Genomic DNA, 21384 nt, shown 5'->3' on the forward strand with positions numbered 1-21384 from the left:
ATCCTCGAATCGATGGCGGCGTCGGATCTGATGCCGACGTCCTCCTATGGCATAACACCACGCCGGAGGCGACTGTTCCTCCGGCGGATGACGGCAAGGTGAGCGGGGTGCGCTGCGCGCGCTACCCGCCCAGCCCCTGCAGGACCAGCCGGTTCAGCCTTGCCGCAAACGCGGCAGGGTCTTCGGGCAATTCGCCGTCCAGGATCTGCGCCTGTTCGAGCAGGATCAGACTGAGATCGTCGACCGCCCTGGAGCCGGCCTGCGCCCCGGTGATCGCCGTCACCAGCGGATGGCGCAGATTGATCTCGAGGATCGGCTTGGTGCGCATGCCGCGGTTCTGCTGCGACAGGATGCGCTCGAGCTCGCGGCTCGGGCCCTGACTGTCGGCGACGAGGCAGGAGGCGGAGCTGGTGAGGCGCGTCGAGACCTTGACGTCGCTGACGCGCTCGCCGAGCGCGGCCTTGATCACCGCGATGGTGGCGGCCTCGTCGGCTTGCGGCTCGTCCTTCTTCGCCTCGTCGGCCTCGTCGGTGCGCGGGATCAGGTCGAGATTGAGATCGCCCTGGCTCAGCGATTTCAGCGGCTTGCCGTCAAACTCCGATGGCATCGAGGTCCAGAAGGCATCGACCGGATCCGACAGCAGCAGCACCTCGATGCCGCGCGCGGTCGCGGCTTCCAGCCGCGGATTGGACTTCAGCCGCTCGATGCTGTCGCCGACGAGATAATAGATCTCGGTCTGGTTCGGCTTGAAACCGGCGATGACGTCCTTCAGCGAACGCTTCTCGCCCGAGGTGGTGGCGAAGCGCGACAAGGACAGCAGCTTTTCGCGCCGCTCGAAATCCTCGTAGATGCCTTCTTTCAGCACTGCGCCGAAGGCGTCCCAGATCCTGGCAAAATTCTCCGGGTCCTTGTCGGCAAGGCTTTCCAGCTCGGACACGACTCGGGTCGCCACGGCTTTCCGGATCTGCGCGAGCTGCGGATTGTTCTGGAGCATCTCGCGCGAGATGTTGAGCGGGAGATCTTCGCTGTCGACCACGCCGCGGATGAAGCGGAGATAGCCGGGCAGCAGATCGGCATCGTCGGTGATGAAGACGCGGCGGACGTAAAGCTTCACCCTGCCCTTGCGGTTCGGCTCGAACAGGTCGAACGGCTTCGTCGACGGCGCGAACAGCAGCACGGCGTAGGAATAGCGGCCTTCCGCGCGGTAGTGCAGCGTCATCGCGGGATCGTCGAAGGCGGAGGCGATCTGCTGATAGGCCTTCTTGTAGTCCTCGGCCGTCAGCTCGGACTTGGAACGCTGCCACAGCGCGCTCGCCGAGTTGATCTGGCGCGGCTCGCCCTCTTCCGGCACCAGCTCGATCGGGAACAGGATGTTGTCGGAATAGGCACTGACGATGCGCTCGATCTCGTAGGTCTCGAGATACTTCTTGGCGTCGTCCTTCAGGTGCAGGACGATCTCGGTGCCGCGTGCCACGCGCGCCACTTCCTCATCGCTTGCGTGCGCGATCTCGAAGCCGGAGCCGCCGGAGGACGTCCAGCTCCACACGTCGCTCTCGCCGGCACGCCGGCTGACGACGACGATCTTCTCGGCGACCATGAAGGCGGAATAGAAGCCGACCCCGAACTGGCCGATCAGGCCGAGGCCGTCCTTGGCCTCCTTCAGCTTCGAGACGAACGCCTTGGTGCCGGAGCGGGCAATGGTGCCGAGATGGTCGATCAGCTCCTGGCGCTCCATGCCGATGCCGTTGTCGGCGATCGTGAGCGTTCCGGCCGTCTTGTTGGGGATGATCCGGATCTTGAGCGCGTCGCCCTCGCCCAGCAGCGCCGGGCTGGCGATGGCTTCATAGCGCAGTTTGTCGCAGGCGTCCGATGCGTTGGAGACGAGCTCGCGCAGGAAGATGTCGGTCTCGGAATAGACGGAGTGCACCATGAGGTGCAAAAGCTCGGAAACCTCGGCCTGGAAAGGCTGCGTATGCGCGGCCGTATCTGACGTCGTCATGCGTTTACCCGGTCAATCAAGGGGAAAGAAACCCGGGATATAACGCGAGGGGATAGGGGATCAAGTGGACGTGAACTATCGCCCTCCCGGCGGGAAGGCGATTTGTCCGTGGCGGCCAAGGGCGGCGAAGAAGAATCAGGTCACACAGCGGCCGGGCTGGAGCAGCTTTGCGACCTCGGTCAGGGAGCTGACCATCGGCTCGCAGGCAATCGTCGGCCTCTTGGGACCCTGCTTCCGGTTCTGGAGCAGCACCGGCGGCTTGGCGTTGCCGGTCTCGATGACCGCGCGGACCCGCAGCAGCACCGACGTCTCGGCCAGATCGTTCAGCCGCATCGACACGGTGCGGGTGGGAACCGGGGCCTGCTTGACGTCGGCGAACCGGTCGGCCTTGCCGGAACGGTTGACGTTGTGACCCGCATCTTGCGTGGGCCTGTCGGCGACCGCCTGCCAGCGGTCGGCCAGATCATGGCCGGAGGCCAGCTGGACGGCACCGACCTGGACGGCACCAAGCGTCGCGGCAATCGCGACAACACCCAAAAATACCTTTTGCATCTGCAACATGGCTGTCGATCCCTCGCCCCATGGCGATCGCGGGAACAACGCGATGGGAGGACCGGCAGTTCTCAGCTGTTAAGATCACTTAACCGTGTGCGAAATTCACCGCAGGCCGCATAAAAATGCCGCACAAAAAAATTTTCACCCGCCTGGAACGACTCTCAGGCCCGAGAGTCGTCTCAACAGCCGGCTATTCCCCCCTGCCCCATAAGCCGGCGACGTAGGGCGCGACTGTGGTGATGCCAGTCGCGCCTTACTTTTGTCTGAGCCTCACTTCGGCTTCCCCGCGAGCCAGTCCCGCCCTTCGCCATAGAGCTTCTCGACTTCAGTGCCGATCAAGCCCGGCATGTCGCGCTTGACCTTGTAGCCGATCAATTCCTGCATGTAGGCGAGGTGGCGGTAGCCTTCGGGGAGCGCAGCGAGCGCTTTTTGGTCGAGTTGAAGCGTTGCGGCGGGATCGACCGGGTCGATCCGGTCCTTCTCGTAGATCGGCTGGCGGCGGACGATGCCCCATTTGCCAATGCCTGATTGGTCATGCCGCTTCTCCAGGAAATCGTAGAAGCGTCCGGTGCAGACGACGTCGCAGAGCACGTCATGCACCAGGGCACGCTGCGAGATCGTCATCTTGGTTTGCGCAATGGCGCGCGCGCCTGCGAGATCAATGCTGGTGCCGCCGAGGAAATGCAGGATGCGCACGCCCTTGGCAAACCCCTCCTGACTGACCCGCATGAAATCCCGCGCGGGCCCCTGAAACCAGGTGGCGGACATCCAGCCCTCGTCATGCCAGACCGTGGCGAAACGCTCCCAGTCGCCGGCGTCGCGCCACACCGCCCAGTTCTCGACGAGGTCGCGGATGGCGAGGCGGTCGAGGAGTTGCTGGTCCATGATGAAAAATCTCCTGGCAGCTCGAGGTCGCGATTGATGTCATCGACCCGACGTATGAACGAGGCAATTTGGCCGCCGTCAAGCGGGCTTCCCAGCCCTTCGAATTGCCCACAGCCGCGCGAGCGCGATACGGGTAGGGAGCCTTGCAATCAACCTGACCGCGATTAGTATCCGCACCGATGCAGACGAAATTCCCCTTGTTGGCCGCGCTTCTCGGATTGTTGGCGGCGTTCCCCGCACATGCGCAGACTGAACCGCAGAGCGAGACCGTCAAAGCCTGGAAGGCGGGGCTGTCGGCACATATTGCAAGCAACAGGTTCTTTCCAGTTGGAGCACGGGGGCAAACCGGCAAGGCCAGAGTCACATTCGTCATCGACCGGTCGGGCACGTTGATCTCGCGGGCGTTGGCTGAAAGCGCCGGCTCGCGGTCGCTCGACGATGCTGCGCTGGCGATCATCGCCCGCGCCGAACCGTTTCCGGCGCCACCTTCGGAGCTCAAGGAGGACTCGTTCCCTTTCACGGTGCAGATTGTCTTCAGCGGCCGTCAATTTCAGGTGCCGCCCTTAGGGGTCGTGCTGAGCAGGCCGGATCCCGCCTCCACGGATCCCGCCTCCACGGAGGCCGATCCCATGGCCGCCTGGCGCAAGACGGTCACCCAACACGTCTGGCGCCACAGGGCATTTCCTCCGGAGGCGATCGGTCAGAGGGGCGATACCGGCGTCACGTTCGTGGTCGATCGTTCAGGCAAATTGATCTCGAACGTGCTGGTAGAAAGCACAGGCTTCGCGCCGCTAGATGCCGCAACGCTCGCCATGGTCGAGCGATCCGTGCCATTCCCGAAACCGCCCGCTGAGGCGAAGGACGACCTGCAGAGAGTGACCGTCCTCATGAGCTTCGACGGAACGCGGCTAAACCCAGGGCCGTCGCCGGAACGAGAAAAATTGCTCAAATCCTGGATCGAGGACCAGGCCAGGCTGAATGCGAAGTCCCCTGGGCCAGACGATACCAAGCTGAATTCCATGCTTCGCAGCATCTGCCGCGGCTGCTGAAGCAGAGCAGAACAACTCTCTGCCAGATGCAAAAACGGCGCGCCTTGCGACGCGCCGTCTCCTTAGTCCGATAGAGGCTTGCTTACGCCGCCGGCGCCTTCGGCGCGCGGTTGCGCGAATTGCGCTGGAAGAACAGCGCCTGGCTCGCCACCGCCGACACCATCGCGGGCTGGAACGGCTTTGAGATCAGGAACGCCGGCTCGGGGCGCTCGCCGGTCAGGAAGCGCTCCGGATAGGCGGTGATGAATACCACCGGCACCTCGAAGGTGCGGAGCAGCTCGTTGACGGCGTCCAGGCCCGACGAGCCGTCGGCAAGCTGGATGTCGGCGAGGATCAGGCCCGGCCGCTTGTTCTTGGCCAGCGCCACCGCATCGGCATGGGTGCGCGCGACACCAACGACATTGTGACCGAGATTCTTCACCAGGCTCTCGAGGTCCATGGCGATGAAGGTCTCGTCCTCGATGATCAGCACGTCGGTCGCAATCTCGGCCGCCATCTCGCGTCCCGCGGCATCGGCAAGCCGCCGCGTCTCGGCGACGTCGGTGCCGAGGATGTAGCCGACTTCCTCTTCCGAGAATCCTTCGAGCGAGAGCAGCAGGAATGCCTGCCGCGGCAGCGGCGTGATGTTCGACAGCCGCCGCTCCGGCGGCATCGGCAAGGTCGTTACCTCGGCATCGTCGTTGACGGAGACCGAATTCCATATCTGGGTGAACAGCCGGAACAGGCCGGCGCGCGGACCGTGGCTCTCGTCGAGCACGGACGGATCTCCGAGCATCGCTTCCAACATGGCTGCGACATAGGCGTCACCGGAGGCCTGGCTGCCCGTCAGGGCGCGCGCGTACCGGCGCAACAACGGCAAGTGTTCAGCAACAAGCTGCGAACGGGACATCCCCACTCCATTCATCTTCGGGCCAACCTTGACGAACCAGGCAACAAGCGGGGAGGCCCGGGTTCCCCTGCTGGGCTGTCTACGCCTCACGCCAAGAAAAGTTCCGCTTATCTGGGAACTTTTTGTCGAACCTGGAATTGTGCCTATTCAGGGAACGGCTCCCGGTTGAGAGAACTTCTCGATTTTACAGTTACTTAACTCGGGGAAACGTGGAACAGGTCATGAAAGATCTCAAGTCTCAAGCCAGCAAAAGCACGACCCCCGGCAAGGGAGGCCTCACTCCGGAGATTCAGTCCCGGATCGGCCACCAGCTGCGCGCCATGTACGACGACGTGGTGCGGCAGGGGGTTCCGGACCGGTTCGCGGAACTGATCAAGAAGCTTGATGCGCCCGGAGGCGCACCCCAAGTGGAACCTGACAGGGGCTCCAACGACAACAATGGGAGGGATTAATGCCTCTCACGGACTCCCTTCGTGACGACATCCTCGCGGCCGTGCCAAGTCTGCGCGCGTTCGCGATCTCGCTGAGCGGCAATGCCGACCGCGCCGACGATCTGGTGCAGGAAACGCTTCTGCGTGCGCTCGCCAACATCGACTCGTTCCAGCCCGGCTCCAACCTGCCGGCGTGGCTGTTCACGATCCTTCGCAATCTGTTCCGCTCCGACTATCGCAAGCGGCGGCGGGAGGTGGAGGATGCCGAGGGCAACTATGCCAAGACGCTGAAGACGCAGCCGTCGCAGAACGCGCATCTCGAGTTCGAGGAGTTCCGCGGCGCGCTCGAGAAGCTTCCGCAGGACCAGCGCGAGGCCTTGATCCTGGTCGGCGCCTCCGGCTTCTCCTATGAGGACGCAGCTTCGATCTGCGGCTGTGCCGTCGGCACGATCAAGAGCCGCGTCAATCGCGCGCGCTCGAAGCTCGCTGCGCTGCTTTATGTCGATGGCGCCGAGGACTTCGGGCCCGACGAGACCGTGCGCGCCGTGATCGGCGGCAGCGGCGGATAGCGGCCGCGTCAACCGGACCGAGACGAATGTGAAGGCGGCCGTTTCTGCGGCCGCCTTTGCGCGTGTGTGAAAGCCGGATGGCGCGCGCGAGACGGGATCATTCGTCCGCGAACGTGGCGGTGTCGGCGACGCTCGCGCGCGAGGTGCGGTAGCTGTTGACCTTGTGGGCGTCGTCGGCATAGCCGAACGAGATGCCGCAGACGACGCGGCGGTCGTCGGGCAGATTGAAGTGGCGGCGGATCAGCCCGGAATGGCGCGCGAGCGCCGCCTGCGGAATGGTGCCGAGCCCGAGCGCCTGCGCGGCCAGCATGAAATTCGAGACATAAGCGCCGCAATCGATCGCACCGTAGATGCCGAGCGGCTCGTCGGTGTGAATGATCGCGACATGCGGCGCACCGAAGAAATTGTAATTCTCCAGCGCCTGTTTTGCGTAAGCCATCTTGTCGCCGCGGGCGATGCCGAGCGTGTTGTAGAGCTGAAAGCCGCTCTCGCGGCGGCGTTCGAGATAGACGCCGGCATACTCGCGAGGTGGCGTGAAATCGTAATCGTCACCCAATCCGCCCGACGCTTCCTTGTAGATCGCCTGGCGGAAGCGCTCCTTGGCCGCGCCACTGGCGATGATGACCTGCCAGGGCTGGCTGTTGCACCAGGACGCGGTGCGCTGCGCGGTGGTCAGCACATGCTCGATGGTCGCGCGGTCGACCTCCTTGGCCAAGAAGGCGCGGACGGAGTAGCGCTCGTTGAGGAGCTCTTCGAGCACGCCGATGCGGTCCTGGGTCTGGCTCACTTTTGCATCCATGAATTAGCTCGCGCTCCTCGTAGGGTGGGCAAAGGCGCGATAGCGCCGTGCCCACCGACAGACTTACCCCGGCGCATCTGCATATGGTGGGCACGCTTCGCTTTGCCCACCCTACGCGATACAGCGAGAGGCTGGATCACCGACCCTTGGTCGGGATCTTGTTATACGGCACGTCCTTGTCGACGCGAATGTCGCCCGGCAATCCCAGCACGCGCTCGGCGATGATGTTGCGCAAGATCTCGTCGGTGCCGCCAGCGATGCGCATCGAGGGCGAGGACAGCAGCATCTGCTGGAACTGCCCCTGCACCGTCTCCTCGTCGGTGCCGGTGAGAACACCGGCCGCGCCCTGGAGGTCCATGGCGTAGGTCGCGATGTCCTGGAGCATCATGCCCGACACCAACTTGCCGATCGAATTCTCCGGCCCCGGCCGATCGCCCTTCGAGAGCGCCGAGATCGCGCGGTAGCTGGTGTATTTCAGCCCGCTCGACTTCACCGCCCAGCTCGCGAGCTTCGAGCGCACGGCGGGATCGTCGATGGCGAGCCCGTCCTCGAGCATCAGATTGGAGCAGAACTCGAACATTTCAGGGACGCCGGTCGCAAGCCGCGAGCCGATCGACATCCGCTCGTTCATCAGCGTCGTCAGTGACACGCTCCAGCCCTCGCCGACGGCGCCGAGGCGCTGGCTGTCGGGGATCACCACATCGGTGAAATAGACCTCGTTGAACTCCTGCATGCCGTTGGCCTGCTTGATCGGGCGAACCTCGACGCCCGGGCTCTTCATGTCCAGGAAGAACATGGTGAGGCCCTTGTGCTTGGGCACGTTCGGATCGGTCCGCGCGATCAACAGACCGAAGTCGGAATAATGCGCGCCGGAGGTCCAGATCTTCTGGCCGTTGACGACCCAATTGTCGCCCTTCTTCTCCGCGCGGGTGCGCAGCCCCGCGACGTCGGAGCCGGCGGACGGCTCGGAAAACAGCTGGCACCAGATCTCCTCGCCGGAGGCGAGCTTCGGCAGATGGCGGCGCTTGGCGTCCTCGCTGCCAAAAGCCATCACGGTCGGGCCGCACATGCCCTCGCCGATCTGGAACGGTTGCGTCAGCTTGCCGTAGACGCCCTCCTCCTGCTGCCAGATCACCTTCTCGATCGGCGTGGCGTCGCGGCCGCCATATTCCTTCGGCCAGTGCAGGCAGGCCCAATTGCCTTCGAACTTCTTCTTCTGCCAGGCCTTGCCGACATCGACGATGTCATGATTGGCCAGCCGGATGCGGCCGAGCGAGGATTTTGACAGCTCGGCATGCAACTCCCTCGGCGCATTGGCCTCGACCCATTTGCGCGCGGTCTCGCGGAAAGCGGCTTCCTGCGGGGTGTCGTCGAAATTCATGGCGAACCTCTCAATTCTTGCTCGGTGCGTAGGGTGGGCAAAGCGAAGCGTGCCCACCACCTTCCCTCGTTCTCGACAGAATTGGTGGGCACGGCGCTACGCGCCTTTGCCCACCCTACGACTCTAGCCTCTTCCCTTCGTCGGGATCTTGTTGAACGGCACGTCCTTGTCGACCCTGATATCGCCGGGCAGGCCCAGCACCCGCTCGGCGATGATGTTGCGCATGATCTCGTCGGTGCCGCCTTCGACGCGCGTGCCCGGCGCGCGCAAGAGCATCGCCTGGAAACGGCCGGCGAGTTCGCCATCCTCGCCGCTGATCACGCCGTTCGCACCCTGCAGGTCCAGCGCGTAGGTCGCGACGTCCTGGATCATCGAGCCCGCCACCAGCTTGCCGATGGAATTCTCCGGACCCGGGCGCTCGCCCTTCGACAGCGCCGAGATCGCGCGCATGCTGGTGTACTTCAGCCCGCTCGCCTTCACCGCCCAGTTCGCGAGCTTCGAGCGTACAGCGCGATCCTCGATCGCCGGGCCGTCGTCGAGCATCAGGCTGGAGCAATATTCGAACAGCTCCGGGAAGCCGGTCGAGACGGCCGCGCCGATCGCGCTGCGCTCGTTCATCAGCGTGGTCAGCGAGACGTTCCAGCCGTCACCGACCTCGCCGAGGCGCTGATGGTCGGGAATACGGACATTGGTGAAATAGACCTCGTTGAAGTCGGATGCACCGCTCGCCTGCTTGATCGGCCGCACCTCGACGCCCGGGCTCTTCATGTCCAGGAAGAACATGGTGAGGCCCTTGTGCTTGGGCACGGTCGGATCGGTGCGGGTCAGCAGGATGCCATAGTCGGAATAATGCGCGCCCGACGTCCAGATCTTCTGGCCGTTGATGACCCAGTCGTCGCCGTCCTTTTCCGCGCGCGTGTGCAGGCCCGCGACGTCGGAGCCGCCGGCCGGCTCGGAGAACAGCTGGCACCAGACCTTTTCGCCGGATGCGAGCGGCGGGAGGTACGTGCGCTTATGCTCCTCGCGGGCGAACGCCATCATGGTCGGCCCGCACATGCCATGGCCGATGATGAACATGCGGGACAGCTGGCCGAACGGCCCCTCTTCCTGCTGCCAGATCACGCGCTCGATCGGCGACGAGCCGCGCCCGCCATACTCCTTCGGCCAGTGCAGGCAGGCCCAGCCGGCATCGGCCTTCTTCTTCTGCCAGGCCTTGGCGACCTCGAGAATATTGGCGTTCTTGAGCTGGGTGCGGCCGAGCGAGGATTTGCGCAGCTCTTCCTCGTACTGCCTGGGCGCGTTCGCGCCGATCCAGGCGCGGGCGGTGGCGCGGAATTCGGCTTCCTGCGGGGTGTCGTCGAAATTCATGGTCTGTCATCCTTCGCCGGCGTCGTAGGATGGGTAGAGCGAAGCGAAACCCATCTGTCAGACCACCCGCGTCATGATGGGTTTCGCTACGCTCTACCCATCCTACAAATCACCTGTCGTTACGCCGCGTTCTTCTTGCGCATGCGGTCGATCAACTGGTCTTCCCAATAGGACAGGCTGCCGAGCCCGAGCGCCATGGCGTTGGCGCGGCGGTAGTACATGTGACAGTCGAACTCCCAGGTGAATCCCATACCGCCGTGAACCTGGATGTTGTTCTTGGCGCAATGCTGGAACGCCTGCGTCGCGCTGATGCGCGCGGCGGCGGCGGCTTCCGGCAGCTCGGCCGCGTTGGTCGAGAGCGCCCAGGCGCCGTAATAGCTGTTGGAGCGCGCCAGCGTCGCCGACACATACATGTCCGCGAGCATGTGCTTGACCGCCTGGAACGAGCCGATCTGGCGGCCGAAGGCGATGCGGTCGAGCGCGTAGTCGCGGCCCATTTCGAGCGCGCGGTCGGAGCCGCCGACCTGCTCGAATGCGCACAGCACCGCCGCGCGATCGAGCACCTGGGTCAAAATGCTCCAGCCTTCACCCGCAGCTCCCAGCGGCTCGGCCTTGCAATCCTTAAACGTGATCTCGGCCTGTCCGCGGGTCGGATCGAGATTGGTGAGGCTCTTCACCTCGACGCCACCGGCCTTGAGGTCGACGAGGAACAGCGAGATGTCGCCGTCGCGACCGCCCGATCCGGTGCGCGCGGCGACGACAGCGAAGTCGGCGATCGCACCATCCGCGGCCGGCTTCTTCACGCCGTTGAGCACGCCATTCGCAGCGGTGAGCTTGACGTTCTTCGGCGACGGATTGCCCTTGCCCTCGAACAGCGCCAGCGTGCCGATCGCCTCGCCCGAGGCAATCGCCGGCAGCCATTTCTTCTTCTGGGCATCACTGCCCGCGATCAGCAGCGCTTCGGCGGCAAGATACACTGTCGAGGAGAACGGCACCGGCGCATTCGCCCGGCCCATCTCCTCCGCGATCACGCAGAGCTCGAGATGGCCCGCGCCAGCGCCACCGAACTCCTCTGGGATCGCGACACCGAGAAAGCCCATCTCGGCGAGGCCTTTCCAGAGGTCCTTGTCGTAGGGCGCCTTGCCGTCGAGCACGACGCGCACCGCCTTCGGCGAGCATTTTTCGGTGAGGAATTTGCGCGCCTGGTCGCGGAGCTGTTTCTGGTCGTCGGAGAAATCGAAGTTCATGGCGGGCTACCCTTATTTATTCGTTGTCATTTATTTGCGCCGTCATTCCGGGGCGCGCGGAGCGCGAGCCCGGAATCCATATCCACCAGCCGGGGTTATGGATTCCGGGCCTGGCCCTTCGGGCCATCCCGGAATGACGAGTTGAGAGAGTTGCGCATTCATCGCAGCACGATCACATCCTGATCAGGCTTGTCCGCATAGAGCCGCTTCACCAGCGCCGCACGGCGCTCCAGGCCGGCGCGCTGGTTGATGTAGCCCTTGTCGGTGAGTTCATTGCCGTCGATGGAGGGCGGCTCGGCCATCAGCATTGCGCGCGCGATAGCGCGGCTGCTGGCGCCGCCACACTCCGTGTTGTGTGCTTCGAGGCCACGTCTGAAGCAGGCGATCACCTCGGGATGTTTCACCGCGTCCTCGAAGCTCAGCTCGAGATTGCCGACGAGCTGGCGACAGGCGTGCAGGTTCGGCCATGCCAGCAGACCGATCGAGCATTGATCCTGCCCGGCAACCAGCGCGTCATGCACAACGGGCGTCGCCGCGGCGATCGCGTCAGTGCGGAGCGATCCGACATGGACGAAGGTGCCGGTGGTGAGCTTGAAGTCCTCTACGACGCGGCCGGCGAAGATGATGCCCTTCACCGGATCGGCATCGTCGACGAAGATGCCGGCATCGCCGATGCAGTAAAAACCTTCCTCGTCGAACATCTTCTTCGTCAGGTCCGGCTGGCCGAAATAGCCGGGCGTGACGTTGACGCCGCGCAGGCGCAGCTCGTATTTTGAGCCGCACGGCACCATCTTCAATTCGACGCCGGGGAACGGCAGGCCGATCAGGCCGACGCGCTCGGTGTCCCAATAGGTGCCGGTCGAGGTCGGCGCCGTCTCGGTCGAGCCCCAGCCGGTGTAGAACACGATGCGCTCGCCGGTCGTCTTCACCGCGAGCGCCTGCATGCGCTCATAGAGATCGTCGGGCAGCCGCGCGCCGCCATAGGCCATGATCGACAGGTTCTTGAAGAACGAGCGGCACAGCGCATCGTCCTTCTCCATGGCCGCCGCGAGCGCGGCATAGCCGGCCGGCACGTTGGCGTAATAGGTCGGCGAGATCTCGCGCAGATTCCGCAGCGTCTCCTCGAACTGGCCCGGCATCGGCCGGCCGTCATCGATATAGAGCGTGCCACCGTCGACCAGCACCGGGTGAAACGCCGCATTGCCGCCCATGGTGTGGTTCCATGGCATCCAGTCCAGCATGGTCGAGATCGGACCGCCGGGATCGCGCGGCCGCACCTGCATCATCATCGCCGCATTGGCGCACATCATCTCTTGCGTGTTGATGACCGCCTTGGGCATGCCGGTCGAGCCGGAGGTGAACAACAGCTTGCCCACGGTCTGCGGCGTGATCTTCGCGATCGATGCTTCGACATCGGCGGTCACGGACGTTGCCGCGAGCTCGGCAAAGCTGACGCTCGTGATGCCGTCGCAGGGACGAGCGACGTGAACGACGGTGACGCCGGTGAGGTCGAGTGCGTTCAGCGCCTTCTCGAAGGTCGGGCCGTCCTGCACCATCACCACGGCCGGCTTGATCAGGTCGAACAGATACTTCAGCTTGACGTGGTCATGGCTCATCAGCGAGTAGGCCGGCGACACCGGCGCTGCTGGCAAGCGCGCCTGCATCGCGGCCTGCGTCATCAGCGCGTGCTCGATCGAATTGCCGGAGAGGATCGTGACCGGGCGTCCCTCGAGCCTGAGATTAAGCAGCGCCTGCGTCAGCGCATCCACGGTGCGCTTGGCCTCACCGTAGGAGACCTTGCGCCATTCGCGGTTCGCTCCGCCGCGCTGCGCGAGCCAGATGCGCTCAGGCGCTTGCCTGGCCCATTTCGCCAGCGAGGCCGGAAGATGCGTCTCGTAGGCTTGCAGCGGAATGCGCGACTTCAGCACCACCGTGCCGTCGTCGCGCCGCTCGACGTCGATGTCGCGCGCGAGCCACTCGACCTTGCGAAAGGCGGGCTTCGTCATCACGGCCGCCGCACTTCCACTCATTTTGCGTCTCCCGGAATTATCGTCCTTTGCGGATCGTTCTCGTTTCAGCGCCTGATATAGACAGGCTTTCGCTTCTCAAGGAAGGCCCTGATGCCTTCCGAAAATTCCTCGGAGCGACTGCACAGGACCTGGTTGCGGTCCTCTATCGCGATAACGGTTTCCAGCGATCCCGCATCGACGCTCATGTTGAGACATTCTTTTGACAGGCGCAGTCCCACGGGCGACGCCGTCATCATCGCATCGACATAGGGCGCAGCAGCAGCATCGAGCTTATCTTCATCGACGACCTCGGACACGAGCCCAACCGCGAGCGCGCGCTCGGCGCCGATGAAACGTCCGGTCAGGATCAATTCGGACGCCACAGAGACGCCGACGAGCCGCGGCAGAAAGTAGCTGGTGCCGATGTCGCAGCCGCCGAGGCCGAGCTTGATGAAGGCGCAGTTCATCCGCGCCGACTTCGTCGCGATGCGGATGTCGGAGGCAAGCGCCAGCGCGAACCCGCCGCCGGCCGCCGCGCCCTGTACCAGAGCGATGATCGGCTGCGGACAACGCCGCATCAGCATCACGATGTCGGCGATGCGGCGCTGCGAGTCGAGCGACTCGGTGACACCGGGCGGCTCCTGCTGCCCGGCGCGGCGGGCCATCGCCGCTTTGAGGTCGAGGCCGGCGCAAAAATTCTTGCCGGCGCCTTTCAGCACGACGACGCGCGTGTCGCGGTTGCGCTGGAGGCCCTGGAAATAGACGTTGAGCGCATCGATCAGCGCGGGATCGAGGGCATTGAGGTTTTCAGGACGATTGAGCGTCACCGTATCGACGCCGTCGTTGTGCTCGATCAGCAGCGGTTGGGACATGGTGCGCTCCTGCTTACCGGTCTTGGCGGTGCCGATTATTGTGCCCTCTCCCCTTGCGGGAGAGGGCATGTACATCGCTAGCCACATACTCGCCGGGGTGAGGGGTCTGTCTCCGCGGATAGAGACCCCTCATCCGGCGCTTCGCGCCACCTTCTCCCACGAGGGGAGAAGGAAGAGCGCATCTACTACCGCGGCGCCATACGGATGGCTCCGTCGAGACGGATGGTCTCGCCGTTGAGCATCGCGTTCTCGACGATATGCACCGCGAGCGAGCCGTATTCCTTGGCATCGCCGAGGCGCGAGGGATGCGGCACCTGGGCACCGAGGCTCTTGCGGGCTTCTTCATTCAGACCCATCAACAACGGCGTGAAGAACAGGCCGGGCGCAATGGTGTTGACGCGGATCTTCTGGCTGGCGAGGTCGCGCGCGGCCGGCAGCGTTAGGCCGACGACGCCGCCCTTCGAGGCCGAGTAGGCGATCTGGCCAATCTGGCCTTCATAGGCGGCCACCGAGGCAGTGTTGATAATGACGCCGCGCTCTTCTCCGACGGGCTCGATCGTGACGAGGCGCTCGGCGAACAGACGCAGGCAGTTGAAGGTGCCGATCAGATTGACGTTGATGATGCGCGCAAACTTTTCGAGCGGATAGATGCCGTCGCGGCCGACGATGCGCTGCGAGCCGCCGATGCCGGCGCAGTTCATCAGCACGCGCGCGACGCCGTGCGCGGCTTCCGCCTTCGCGATTGCTGCCTTGATCTGCTCCTCGCTGGTGACGTCGGCATGAAGCGCGACGCCCTTCACTTCGGTAGCGACCTTCTCTGCATTGTCCTTGTTCTGATCGATCACACCAATCTTGGCGCCCTTGGCGGCCATGGCGCGCGCGGTCGCTTCACCAAGACCCGAACCACCACCGGTGATGAGAACGGCTACGTCTTTCAATTCCATGACAGGCTACCTTTCCTTGGGCGTTTCTTCTCTAGACTTGTACGTCTCGGCCGGATTATCCGGCCGCGGCAGCTTCCTCGGCTTGCGTGAGGATGCCACCGCAAATCAGCGTTTCCATGTGCTTGATGTATTGCCGGCATACGTCATCGGTGACCGGACCGACGCCGGTCGCGCGAGACATCGCGTGCCGGCCAAAGAACAGGTGATCGCAGGCGCCGATCAGGCTGGTGTAGAACAGCACCGGATCGGTGGCACGGAACTCGCCGCGGCTGACGCCCTCAGTGAGCAGGCGGCGATGGAAATCCAGCAGCGGCGCGACGAAGAACTTTGAGACTTCGTCGGCAGAGCCGGCATTGGTCTCATGCAGCAGATAGTGAATCAGCCGATTCATGTAGGGGAACCGGTAATAGGCGCGGATGATGCCGGCGATGTGCAGCTTCAGCTTCGCCGTCGATGTGATCGGTTGCGCCAGCAGATATTCGAGATTTGACATCTCGGTCGCGGCATCGCGCGCGAGCAGCGCCAGCAAGAGGCCGTCCTTGTTGCCGAAATGATATTTGACCAGCGCGGCATTGGCGCCCGACTTCTGGGCGATGTCGGACAGCGAGATCTCGATCGACGAGCGTTCGATCATCAGCTCGCTCGCGGCCACGAGCAATTTCTCTGCCGTGGAATTCTTTCCGCTGGGGAGCCTGTTCGGTACGCTGGTAGTCACGGAGTTCCCTGTTCTCGCCGCTTGAAGCGGCCGCAGATAAGCCGAAGCAGCGCCTCATCACAAGAGTTAATTGATCGATTGACTAAACGATATCGCGCCCATTAAATCCGCCGCGACAATCCAAACTCGATAGAGAACAATCCAGGGAGAGACCGACATGGCCGAGGCTTACATCGTCGCCGCTGCGCGTACCGCGGGCGGGCGCAAGGGGGGCCGCCTCGCCGGCTGGCATCCGGCCGATCTCGCCGCGAAGGTGCTGGACGAACTGGTCGATCGCACCAAGGTCGATCCCGCCCTGGTCGAGGACGTGATCATGGGCTGCGTGATGCAGGTCGGCGAGCAGTCCAACAACGTCGCGCGCAACGCGATCATGGCCTCGAAGCTGCCGGAGAGCGTTCCGGGCACCTCGATCGACCGGCAGTGCGGCTCCTCGCAGCAGGCGCTGCACTTCGCCGCGCAAGCCGTGATGTCCGGCACGATGGACGTGGTGATCGCCGCCGGCGTGGAATCGATGACGCGCGTGCCGATGGGCCTGTCCTCGCAGCTTCCGGCCAAGAACGGCTTTGGCAATTACAAGAGCCCGGGCATCGAGCACAAATATCCGAACATCGTGTTCAGCCAGTTCACCGGCGCGGAGATGATGGCCGAGAAGTACGGCCTGTCGAAGAATGATCTCGACGAATACTCCTACAACAGCCATCAGCGCGCGATCGCAGCGACGCAAGCCGGCCACTTCAAGAAGGAGATCGTGCCGCTCGAGATCACCCGCGCCGACGGCAGCAAGGACACCCATCACATCGACGAAGGCATCCGCTTCGACGCCACGCTCGACGGCATCAAGGGCGTCAAGCTGATTGCCGAGAACGGCAAGCTGACGGCGGCGAGCGCCAGCCAGATCTGCGACGGCGCCTCCGGTGTCATGGTGGTGAACGAGCGCGGCCTCAAGCAGCTCGGCCTCACGCCGCTGGCGCGCATCCATCACATGACCATGACCGGCGGCGATCCCGTCATCATGCTCGATGCTCCGCTGCACGCCACCAAGCGCGCGCTGGAGAAGGCCGGCATGACGATCGACGACATCGACCTGTTCGAGGTCAACGAGGCCTTCGCCTCGGTGCCGACCGGCTGGCTCAAGACCACCGGCGCCGATCCAGCCCGCCTCAACGTCAATGGCGGCGCCATCGCGCTCGGTCATCCGCTCGGCGGCTCCGGCACCAAGTTGATGACCACACTGGTCCACGCCCTGCACCAGCGCGGCAAGCGCTATGGTCTTCAGACCATGTGCGAAGGCGGCGGCATGGCGAATGTAACGATCGTGGAGCGGCTGTAAGCTGCTGCTGCCACACTAACGGTGTCGTCCCGGCGAAAGCCGGGACCCATACCGCGAAATCTATCGATTGTGGTTGGTCGCAGTACCGAACGACAATCCTCTGCCAAACGACGCCCTGTGGTTATGGGTCCCGGCTTTCGCCGGGACGACATCTCGTGTGCCTTGGGACCTACGCTTATGACCCATCCGTCCGTCTACGCCAAAACCACGCCCGACAAGATCGCCTACCAGATGGCCGGGACCGGCAAGGCGATCACCTATCGCGAGCTCGACGAGCTCTCGAACCAGGGCGCAAACCTGTTCCGCTCGCTCGGCCTGAAGGCCGGCGACCACATCGCGCTCTTGATGGAAAACCGTCTCGCGTTCATGGAGATCTGCTGGGCCGCGCAACGCAGCGGGCTCTATTACACCGCCATCAGCCGCTATCTGAAGCAGGACGAGATCGACTACATCATCGGCGATTGCGGCGCCAAGGTCGTGATCACCACGCCGAAATGCGCCGACCAGATCAGGGCCCTGATCAAGGGGACCGCAGGCGAGCCGATCTTCTACATGGTCGACGAACCCCAGCCCGGCTTCCGCTCCTACGACAAGGAAGCGTCGGCACAGCCGACAACGCCGATTGCGGACGAGGTCGCCGGCTACGACATGCTGTATTCGTCCGGCACCACCGGCCGACCGAAGGGCATCAAGAGGGCCTTCGAAGGCAACAAGATCGACGTGCCGAACGCCTTCCTGCGCGTCCTCTGCGCCGACATGTGCGGCATGAATGCGGAGAGCACCTATCTCTCGCCGGCGCCGCTCTATCACGCGGCTCCGCTGCGCTTCAACATGATGGCGATCGTGCTGGGCGGCACCTCCATCATCATGGAGCATTTTGACGCCGAGGATTTTCTCAAGCTCGTCGAGAAGTACAAGGTCACGCAGTCACAGCTTGTACCGACCATGTTCGTGCGCATGCTGAAGCTGCCGGACGAGGTTCGCGGCAAGTACAACGTCTCCACGCTGAAGGGCGCGATCCACGCCGCTGCCCCCTGCCCTGTCGACGTCAAGGCAAAAATGATCGAATGGTGGGGACCGATCCTGATCGAGTATTACGCCGGCTCGGAAGGCAACGGCGTCACCGTCTGCAATTCGCAGCAATGGCTGGAGCATCGCGGCAGCGTCGGCCGCGCCGTGGTCGGCAAGATCAAGATCCTGGACGAGAACGACGAGGAGCAGCCGGTGGGCGAGATCGGCACGGTCTATTTCGCCGATGCGCCTGTTTTCACCTATCACAACGATCCAGAGAAAACGAAGAAGGCCTACAACGCCAAGGGTTGGTCGACGCTTGGCGACGTCGGCTACCTCGACAAGGACGGTTTTCTGTTCCTCACCGACCGCAAGTCCTACATGATCATCTCCGGCGGGGTGAACATCTACCCGCAGGAGACCGAGGACGTGCTCATCACTCACCCTGATATCGCCGACGTCGCCGTGTTCGGCGTGCCGAACGAGGAGATGGGCGAAGAGGTGAAGGCGGTGGTGCAGCCACACGACATGAGCCGCGCCGGCAAGGCGCTCGAAGCCGACCTGATCGCCTACTGCAAGACACGTCTCTCGGCGATCAAATGCCCGCGCTCGATCGATTTCGAAGCCGAGCTGCCGCGCACGCCGACGGGCAAGCTGGTGAAGCGGCATCTGCGCGACCGGTATTGGCCGAAGACGACGGCAAAGATTTAGCCACTTGCTTACCCTCCCCTGGAGGGGGAGGGTCGGCGCGAAGCGACGGGGTGGGGTGATCTCTCCACTCGGGCACTGTTCCACTCGGAGAGACTGTCACCCCGCCCCGCTGCGCATTCCGCTTCGCTGCATGCGCATCGACCCTCCCCCTCCAGGGGAGGGTGAAGCGGAGATTAATCAAACAAACTCGGCGTGTGGTTCACCAGCGCGCCTTCGATCTCGAGCATCTTCAGCTTCGTCACCACGCCGCCATTGGCCGAGAAGCCGCCGGGCTTGTTGCCGGCGGCCAGCACGCGATGGCAGGGCACGACGATCGGGCACGGGTTGCGGCCGAGCGCCTGACCGACATCGCGCGACAGCTGGACGCCGCCGAGCTGCTTGGCGATGTCGCCATAGGTGATGGTCTTGCCGGGCGGGATGGCGCGGGCGATCTCGTAGACGCCGCGGTTGAAGTCGGGCACGCCGTCGAGATCGAGCGGGATGTCGGTGAGATCGTCCGGCTCGCCCGCGAGCAATTTTGTGATGCGGTCGATCGCCTCTCGCACCTCGGCGGTCGGCTCGGCCTCGGTGGCGTCGGCATGGCGCTGGCTGATGCGGGTGCGGATCTTCTCCTCGCCGCCCATGGGCAGTTGCGTGCCGTTGATACCACGCGGGCCCCAGGCGATGGCACAGAGGCCGATCCTGGTGTCGAACAGGGCAAAATGCTGGTCGGTCATGGCTTGGTTCCTGGCTTGCGCCCTCGTCGCATGCCCCCATTGTGATCCATGCCTAAATCTAGGCTTGGAAATAGTTGCGATCCACCCGGTTTCCGGGAATCTTGCACAGGAGTTCCTGCCCCCTCCCGCGAGCCCCGAATGCAAAGCCTCCACGTCAACGGATACGACATGCCCTATCTCGACGTGGGCGAAGACAGGAGCCGGCCGCCGCTGGTCTGTGTACATGGCTCGCTCAATGACTTCCGCGTCTGGGGCTGCGTGCTCGGACCGCTGACGCAGCGGCATCGGGTGATCGCCGTCAGCTTGCGGCACTTCTTCCCGGACCGCTGGGATGGCGTCGGCGACACCTATTCGATCGCCCAGCATGTCCAGGACGTCATCGCCTTCATCGAGAAGCTCGACGTCGGCCCGGTCGATCTGATGGGCCATTCCCGCGGCGGGCACATCTGCTTCCGCGTGGCACAGGCGCGCCCCGACCTGTTGCGGCGGCTGATCCTGGCCGAACCCGGCGGCGAGCTCGATGCGAGCCTCGATCCCGATTACGTCGGCGGCCCCTCGCCGCTGTTGGCGCGGTTCACGGCCTCGGCCGAGAAGATCGCGGCCGGCGATGTCGACGGCGGCCTTGCCGTCTTCGTGGACACGCTGGAGGGCGCCGGCACCTGGCCGCGGCTGCCGGCGATGGTGAAGCAGAATCTGCGCGACAACGCCTATACCCTGATCGGGCAGGTCCGCGACAACCGTCCGCCCTTCTCGAAGGCGGATGCGGAATCGATCAGGATGCCGACGCTGTTCATCCTGGGTGCGCGGACCAAAGGCCTGCTGCCAAAGGTGCTGCATGCGCTGGCCGCGCACGTACCCTATTCCAAGACGGCGATCATCCCGAACGCGACCCATCCGATGTTCGAGCAGGCGCCGCAAAAATACTCCGAACTGGTTCTGGATTTCCTGGCGAGCTGATCATGCAGAGCTTTCGCGTCAACGGTTACGACATGGCCTATCTCGAAGTCGGGGACGGCCCGCCGCTGGTCTGCGTCCATGGCACGCTAGGTGATTTCCGCACCTGGTATTCAGTGCTCGGCCCACTGTCGAAGTCCCATCGCGTGATCTCGGTCAGCCTGCGGCATTTCTTTCCCGAGCATTGGGACGCCATCGGCGACGATTACAAGATGGCGCAGCACGTCGCGGACACGATCGCCTTCATCGAGCAGGTCAAACCCGGGCCGGTCGACCTGATGGGGCATTCGCGCGGCGGCCACATCGCGTTTCGCGTCGCGCAAGCGCGGCCTGACCTGCTGCGCAAGCTGGTGCTGGCCGAGCCGGGCGGCGATCTCGACGCCAGCCTGTCGGTGCCCGAAGGCACGCCCGCGCATCCGCCGCTCGCTGCGAAGACGATACGCTCGGTCGAGATGATCCGCGCCGGCGATCTCGACGGCGCGCTGCAGAATTTCTACGAGGGCATCGAAGGCGACGGCTCGTGGCGGCGCGTGCCGGCGGCGGCGAAGCAACAGCTGCGCGACAACACGCTCACCTTCCTCGGCCAGATCAACGAGCAGCGCCGGCCCTACACGCTCGCTGATGCGCAGGCGATCAGGACGCCGACGCTGCTGATCGGCGGCGGTGCAACCACCGGCAGCCTCTCGGTGATGTGGCGCGTGCTGGCCGAGCACATCGCGGGCAGCAAGACCGCGGTGATCCCCAATGCCGGCCACTGGATGTTCGAGCAGGCGCCGCTTGAGTTCGGCGAGGTGGTGAACAGGTTTTTGGCGGAGTAGCTTTCTTTTTTCCTTCTCCCCTCTTGTCCGCCGAAGCCTTCAGGCGAAGGCGGATGTGGGAGAGATCACATCTGCAAATGAGTCTGCGGAGAAATACCCCTCACCCAAGTGAGTTCGTGTCTCCCAGCGGCG

20 protein-coding genes are annotated in these 21384 nt (G+C 64.0%); 7 read left to right on the plus strand and 13 right to left on the minus strand.

The annotated features are described in order from the left end of the window. Positions 1-121 precede the first annotated feature (121 nt). The 3 genes from htpG to AB7Z56_RS39110 all read right to left on the minus strand — a co-directional run bounded on the left by htpG (position 122) and on the right by AB7Z56_RS39110 (position 3439). Complete coding sequence (gene htpG, locus AB7Z56_RS39100; RefSeq protein ID WP_063985743.1) at positions 122-1999, minus strand: molecular chaperone HtpG; 1878 nt, start codon at positions 1997-1999, stop codon at positions 122-124. A 135-nt stretch (positions 2000-2134) separates the two neighbouring features. Continuing rightward, positions 2135-2560 (minus strand): hypothetical protein, encoded by a 426-nt coding sequence (locus AB7Z56_RS39105; protein ID WP_071909388.1) that lies wholly within the window; start codon positions 2558-2560, stop codon positions 2135-2137. Positions 2561-2824: 264 nt separating this feature from the next. Then, positions 2825-3439 carry a nuclear transport factor 2 family protein gene (locus AB7Z56_RS39110; RefSeq protein ID WP_063985745.1) on the minus strand — a complete coding sequence of 205 codons (615 nt, stop codon included), beginning with the start codon at positions 3437-3439 and terminating at the stop codon, positions 2825-2827. A 179-nt stretch (positions 3440-3618) separates the two neighbouring features. Here AB7Z56_RS39110 and AB7Z56_RS39115 point away from each other — a divergent pair, with 179 nt between their 5' ends. Next, a complete protein-coding gene (locus AB7Z56_RS39115; RefSeq protein WP_063985746.1) occupies positions 3619-4488 on the plus strand; it encodes an energy transducer TonB family protein in 870 nt (289 codons plus the stop codon). A gap of 82 nt (positions 4489-4570) precedes the next feature. On the opposite strand, the gene AB7Z56_RS39120 is transcribed toward AB7Z56_RS39115, so the two are convergent. Then, complete coding sequence (locus tag AB7Z56_RS39120) at positions 4571-5377, minus strand: response regulator (protein WP_014491706.1); 807 nt, start codon at positions 5375-5377, stop codon at positions 4571-4573. 221 nt (positions 5378-5598) lie between these two features. Between AB7Z56_RS39120 and AB7Z56_RS39125 the strand changes: the two genes are divergently transcribed. Together AB7Z56_RS39125 and AB7Z56_RS39130 are read left to right on the plus strand one after the other, a co-directional pair. Next, complete coding sequence (locus AB7Z56_RS39125) at positions 5599-5829, plus strand: NepR family anti-sigma factor (RefSeq protein WP_063986724.1); 231 nt, start codon at positions 5599-5601, stop codon at positions 5827-5829. Then, positions 5829-6377, plus strand: coding sequence for a sigma-70 family RNA polymerase sigma factor (locus tag AB7Z56_RS39130; protein WP_014491704.1), 549 nt, complete (start codon positions 5829-5831; stop codon positions 6375-6377). The genes AB7Z56_RS39125 and AB7Z56_RS39130 overlap by 1 nt, the downstream gene beginning before the upstream one ends. A gap of 97 nt (positions 6378-6474) precedes the next feature. On the opposite strand, the gene AB7Z56_RS39135 is transcribed toward AB7Z56_RS39130, so the two are convergent. The 8 genes from AB7Z56_RS39135 to AB7Z56_RS39170 form a co-directional block, all read right to left on the minus strand. Further along, positions 6475-7176 carry a nitroreductase gene (locus AB7Z56_RS39135; protein WP_063985747.1) on the minus strand — a complete coding sequence of 234 codons (702 nt, stop codon included), beginning with the start codon at positions 7174-7176 and terminating at the stop codon, positions 6475-6477. A 136-nt stretch (positions 7177-7312) separates the two neighbouring features. Next, positions 7313-8557: an acyl-CoA dehydrogenase gene (locus AB7Z56_RS39140; protein WP_231143661.1), complete on the minus strand. Its 1245-nt coding sequence runs from the start codon at positions 8555-8557 to the stop codon at positions 7313-7315. A 123-nt stretch (positions 8558-8680) separates the two neighbouring features. Next, positions 8681-9925, minus strand: a complete 1245-nt coding sequence (locus tag AB7Z56_RS39145) for an acyl-CoA dehydrogenase (RefSeq protein WP_063985749.1) — start codon at positions 9923-9925, stop codon at positions 8681-8683. Between the two features lie 119 nt (positions 9926-10044). Beyond that, the gene (locus AB7Z56_RS39150) at positions 10045-11172 is read right to left on the minus strand and encodes an acyl-CoA dehydrogenase family protein (protein WP_441256776.1); all 1128 of its coding nucleotides are present in this window, start codon (positions 11170-11172) and stop codon (positions 10045-10047) included. 158 nt (positions 11173-11330) lie between these two features. Beyond that, positions 11331-13202, minus strand: a complete 1872-nt coding sequence (locus AB7Z56_RS39155) for an AMP-binding protein (protein ID WP_063985751.1) — start codon at positions 13200-13202, stop codon at positions 11331-11333. 44 nt (positions 13203-13246) lie between these two features. Beyond that, a complete protein-coding gene (locus AB7Z56_RS39160) occupies positions 13247-14053 on the minus strand; it encodes an enoyl-CoA hydratase/isomerase family protein (protein WP_063985752.1) in 807 nt (268 codons plus the stop codon). A gap of 185 nt (positions 14054-14238) precedes the next feature. After that, the gene (locus tag AB7Z56_RS39165; protein WP_063985753.1) at positions 14239-14997 is read right to left on the minus strand and encodes an SDR family NAD(P)-dependent oxidoreductase; all 759 of its coding nucleotides are present in this window, start codon (positions 14995-14997) and stop codon (positions 14239-14241) included. A gap of 55 nt (positions 14998-15052) precedes the next feature. Next, the gene (locus AB7Z56_RS39170) at positions 15053-15631 is read right to left on the minus strand and encodes a TetR family transcriptional regulator (RefSeq protein WP_231143663.1); all 579 of its coding nucleotides are present in this window, start codon (positions 15629-15631) and stop codon (positions 15053-15055) included. Between the two features lie 238 nt (positions 15632-15869). On the opposite strand from AB7Z56_RS39170, the gene AB7Z56_RS39175 reads away from it, so the two are divergent. Then, positions 15870-17042, plus strand: coding sequence for an acetyl-CoA C-acetyltransferase (locus AB7Z56_RS39175; RefSeq protein ID WP_063985755.1), 1173 nt, complete (start codon positions 15870-15872; stop codon positions 17040-17042). Between the two features lie 177 nt (positions 17043-17219). Continuing rightward, on the plus strand, positions 17220-18764 hold the full coding sequence (locus AB7Z56_RS39180; protein ID WP_063985756.1) for an acyl-CoA synthetase: 1545 nt from the start codon (positions 17220-17222) through the stop codon (positions 18762-18764). Between the two features lie 173 nt (positions 18765-18937). On the opposite strand, the gene AB7Z56_RS39185 is transcribed toward AB7Z56_RS39180, so the two are convergent. Next, positions 18938-19480 (minus strand): methylated-DNA--[protein]-cysteine S-methyltransferase, encoded by a 543-nt coding sequence (locus AB7Z56_RS39185; RefSeq protein ID WP_063985757.1) that lies wholly within the window; start codon positions 19478-19480, stop codon positions 18938-18940. Between the two features lie 138 nt (positions 19481-19618). On the opposite strand from AB7Z56_RS39185, the gene AB7Z56_RS39190 reads away from it, so the two are divergent. Then, a complete protein-coding gene (locus AB7Z56_RS39190) occupies positions 19619-20437 on the plus strand; it encodes an alpha/beta fold hydrolase (protein WP_063985758.1) in 819 nt (272 codons plus the stop codon). Between the two features lie 2 nt (positions 20438-20439). After that, a complete protein-coding gene (locus AB7Z56_RS39195; protein WP_063985759.1) occupies positions 20440-21252 on the plus strand; it encodes an alpha/beta fold hydrolase in 813 nt (270 codons plus the stop codon). The last annotated feature ends 132 nt before the right edge of the window (positions 21253-21384 follow it).

The organism is Bradyrhizobium sp. 482_C4_N1_8 (assembly GCF_052075965.1).
GTDB classification, from domain to species: Bacteria; Pseudomonadota; Alphaproteobacteria; order Rhizobiales; family Xanthobacteraceae; genus Bradyrhizobium; species Bradyrhizobium barranii.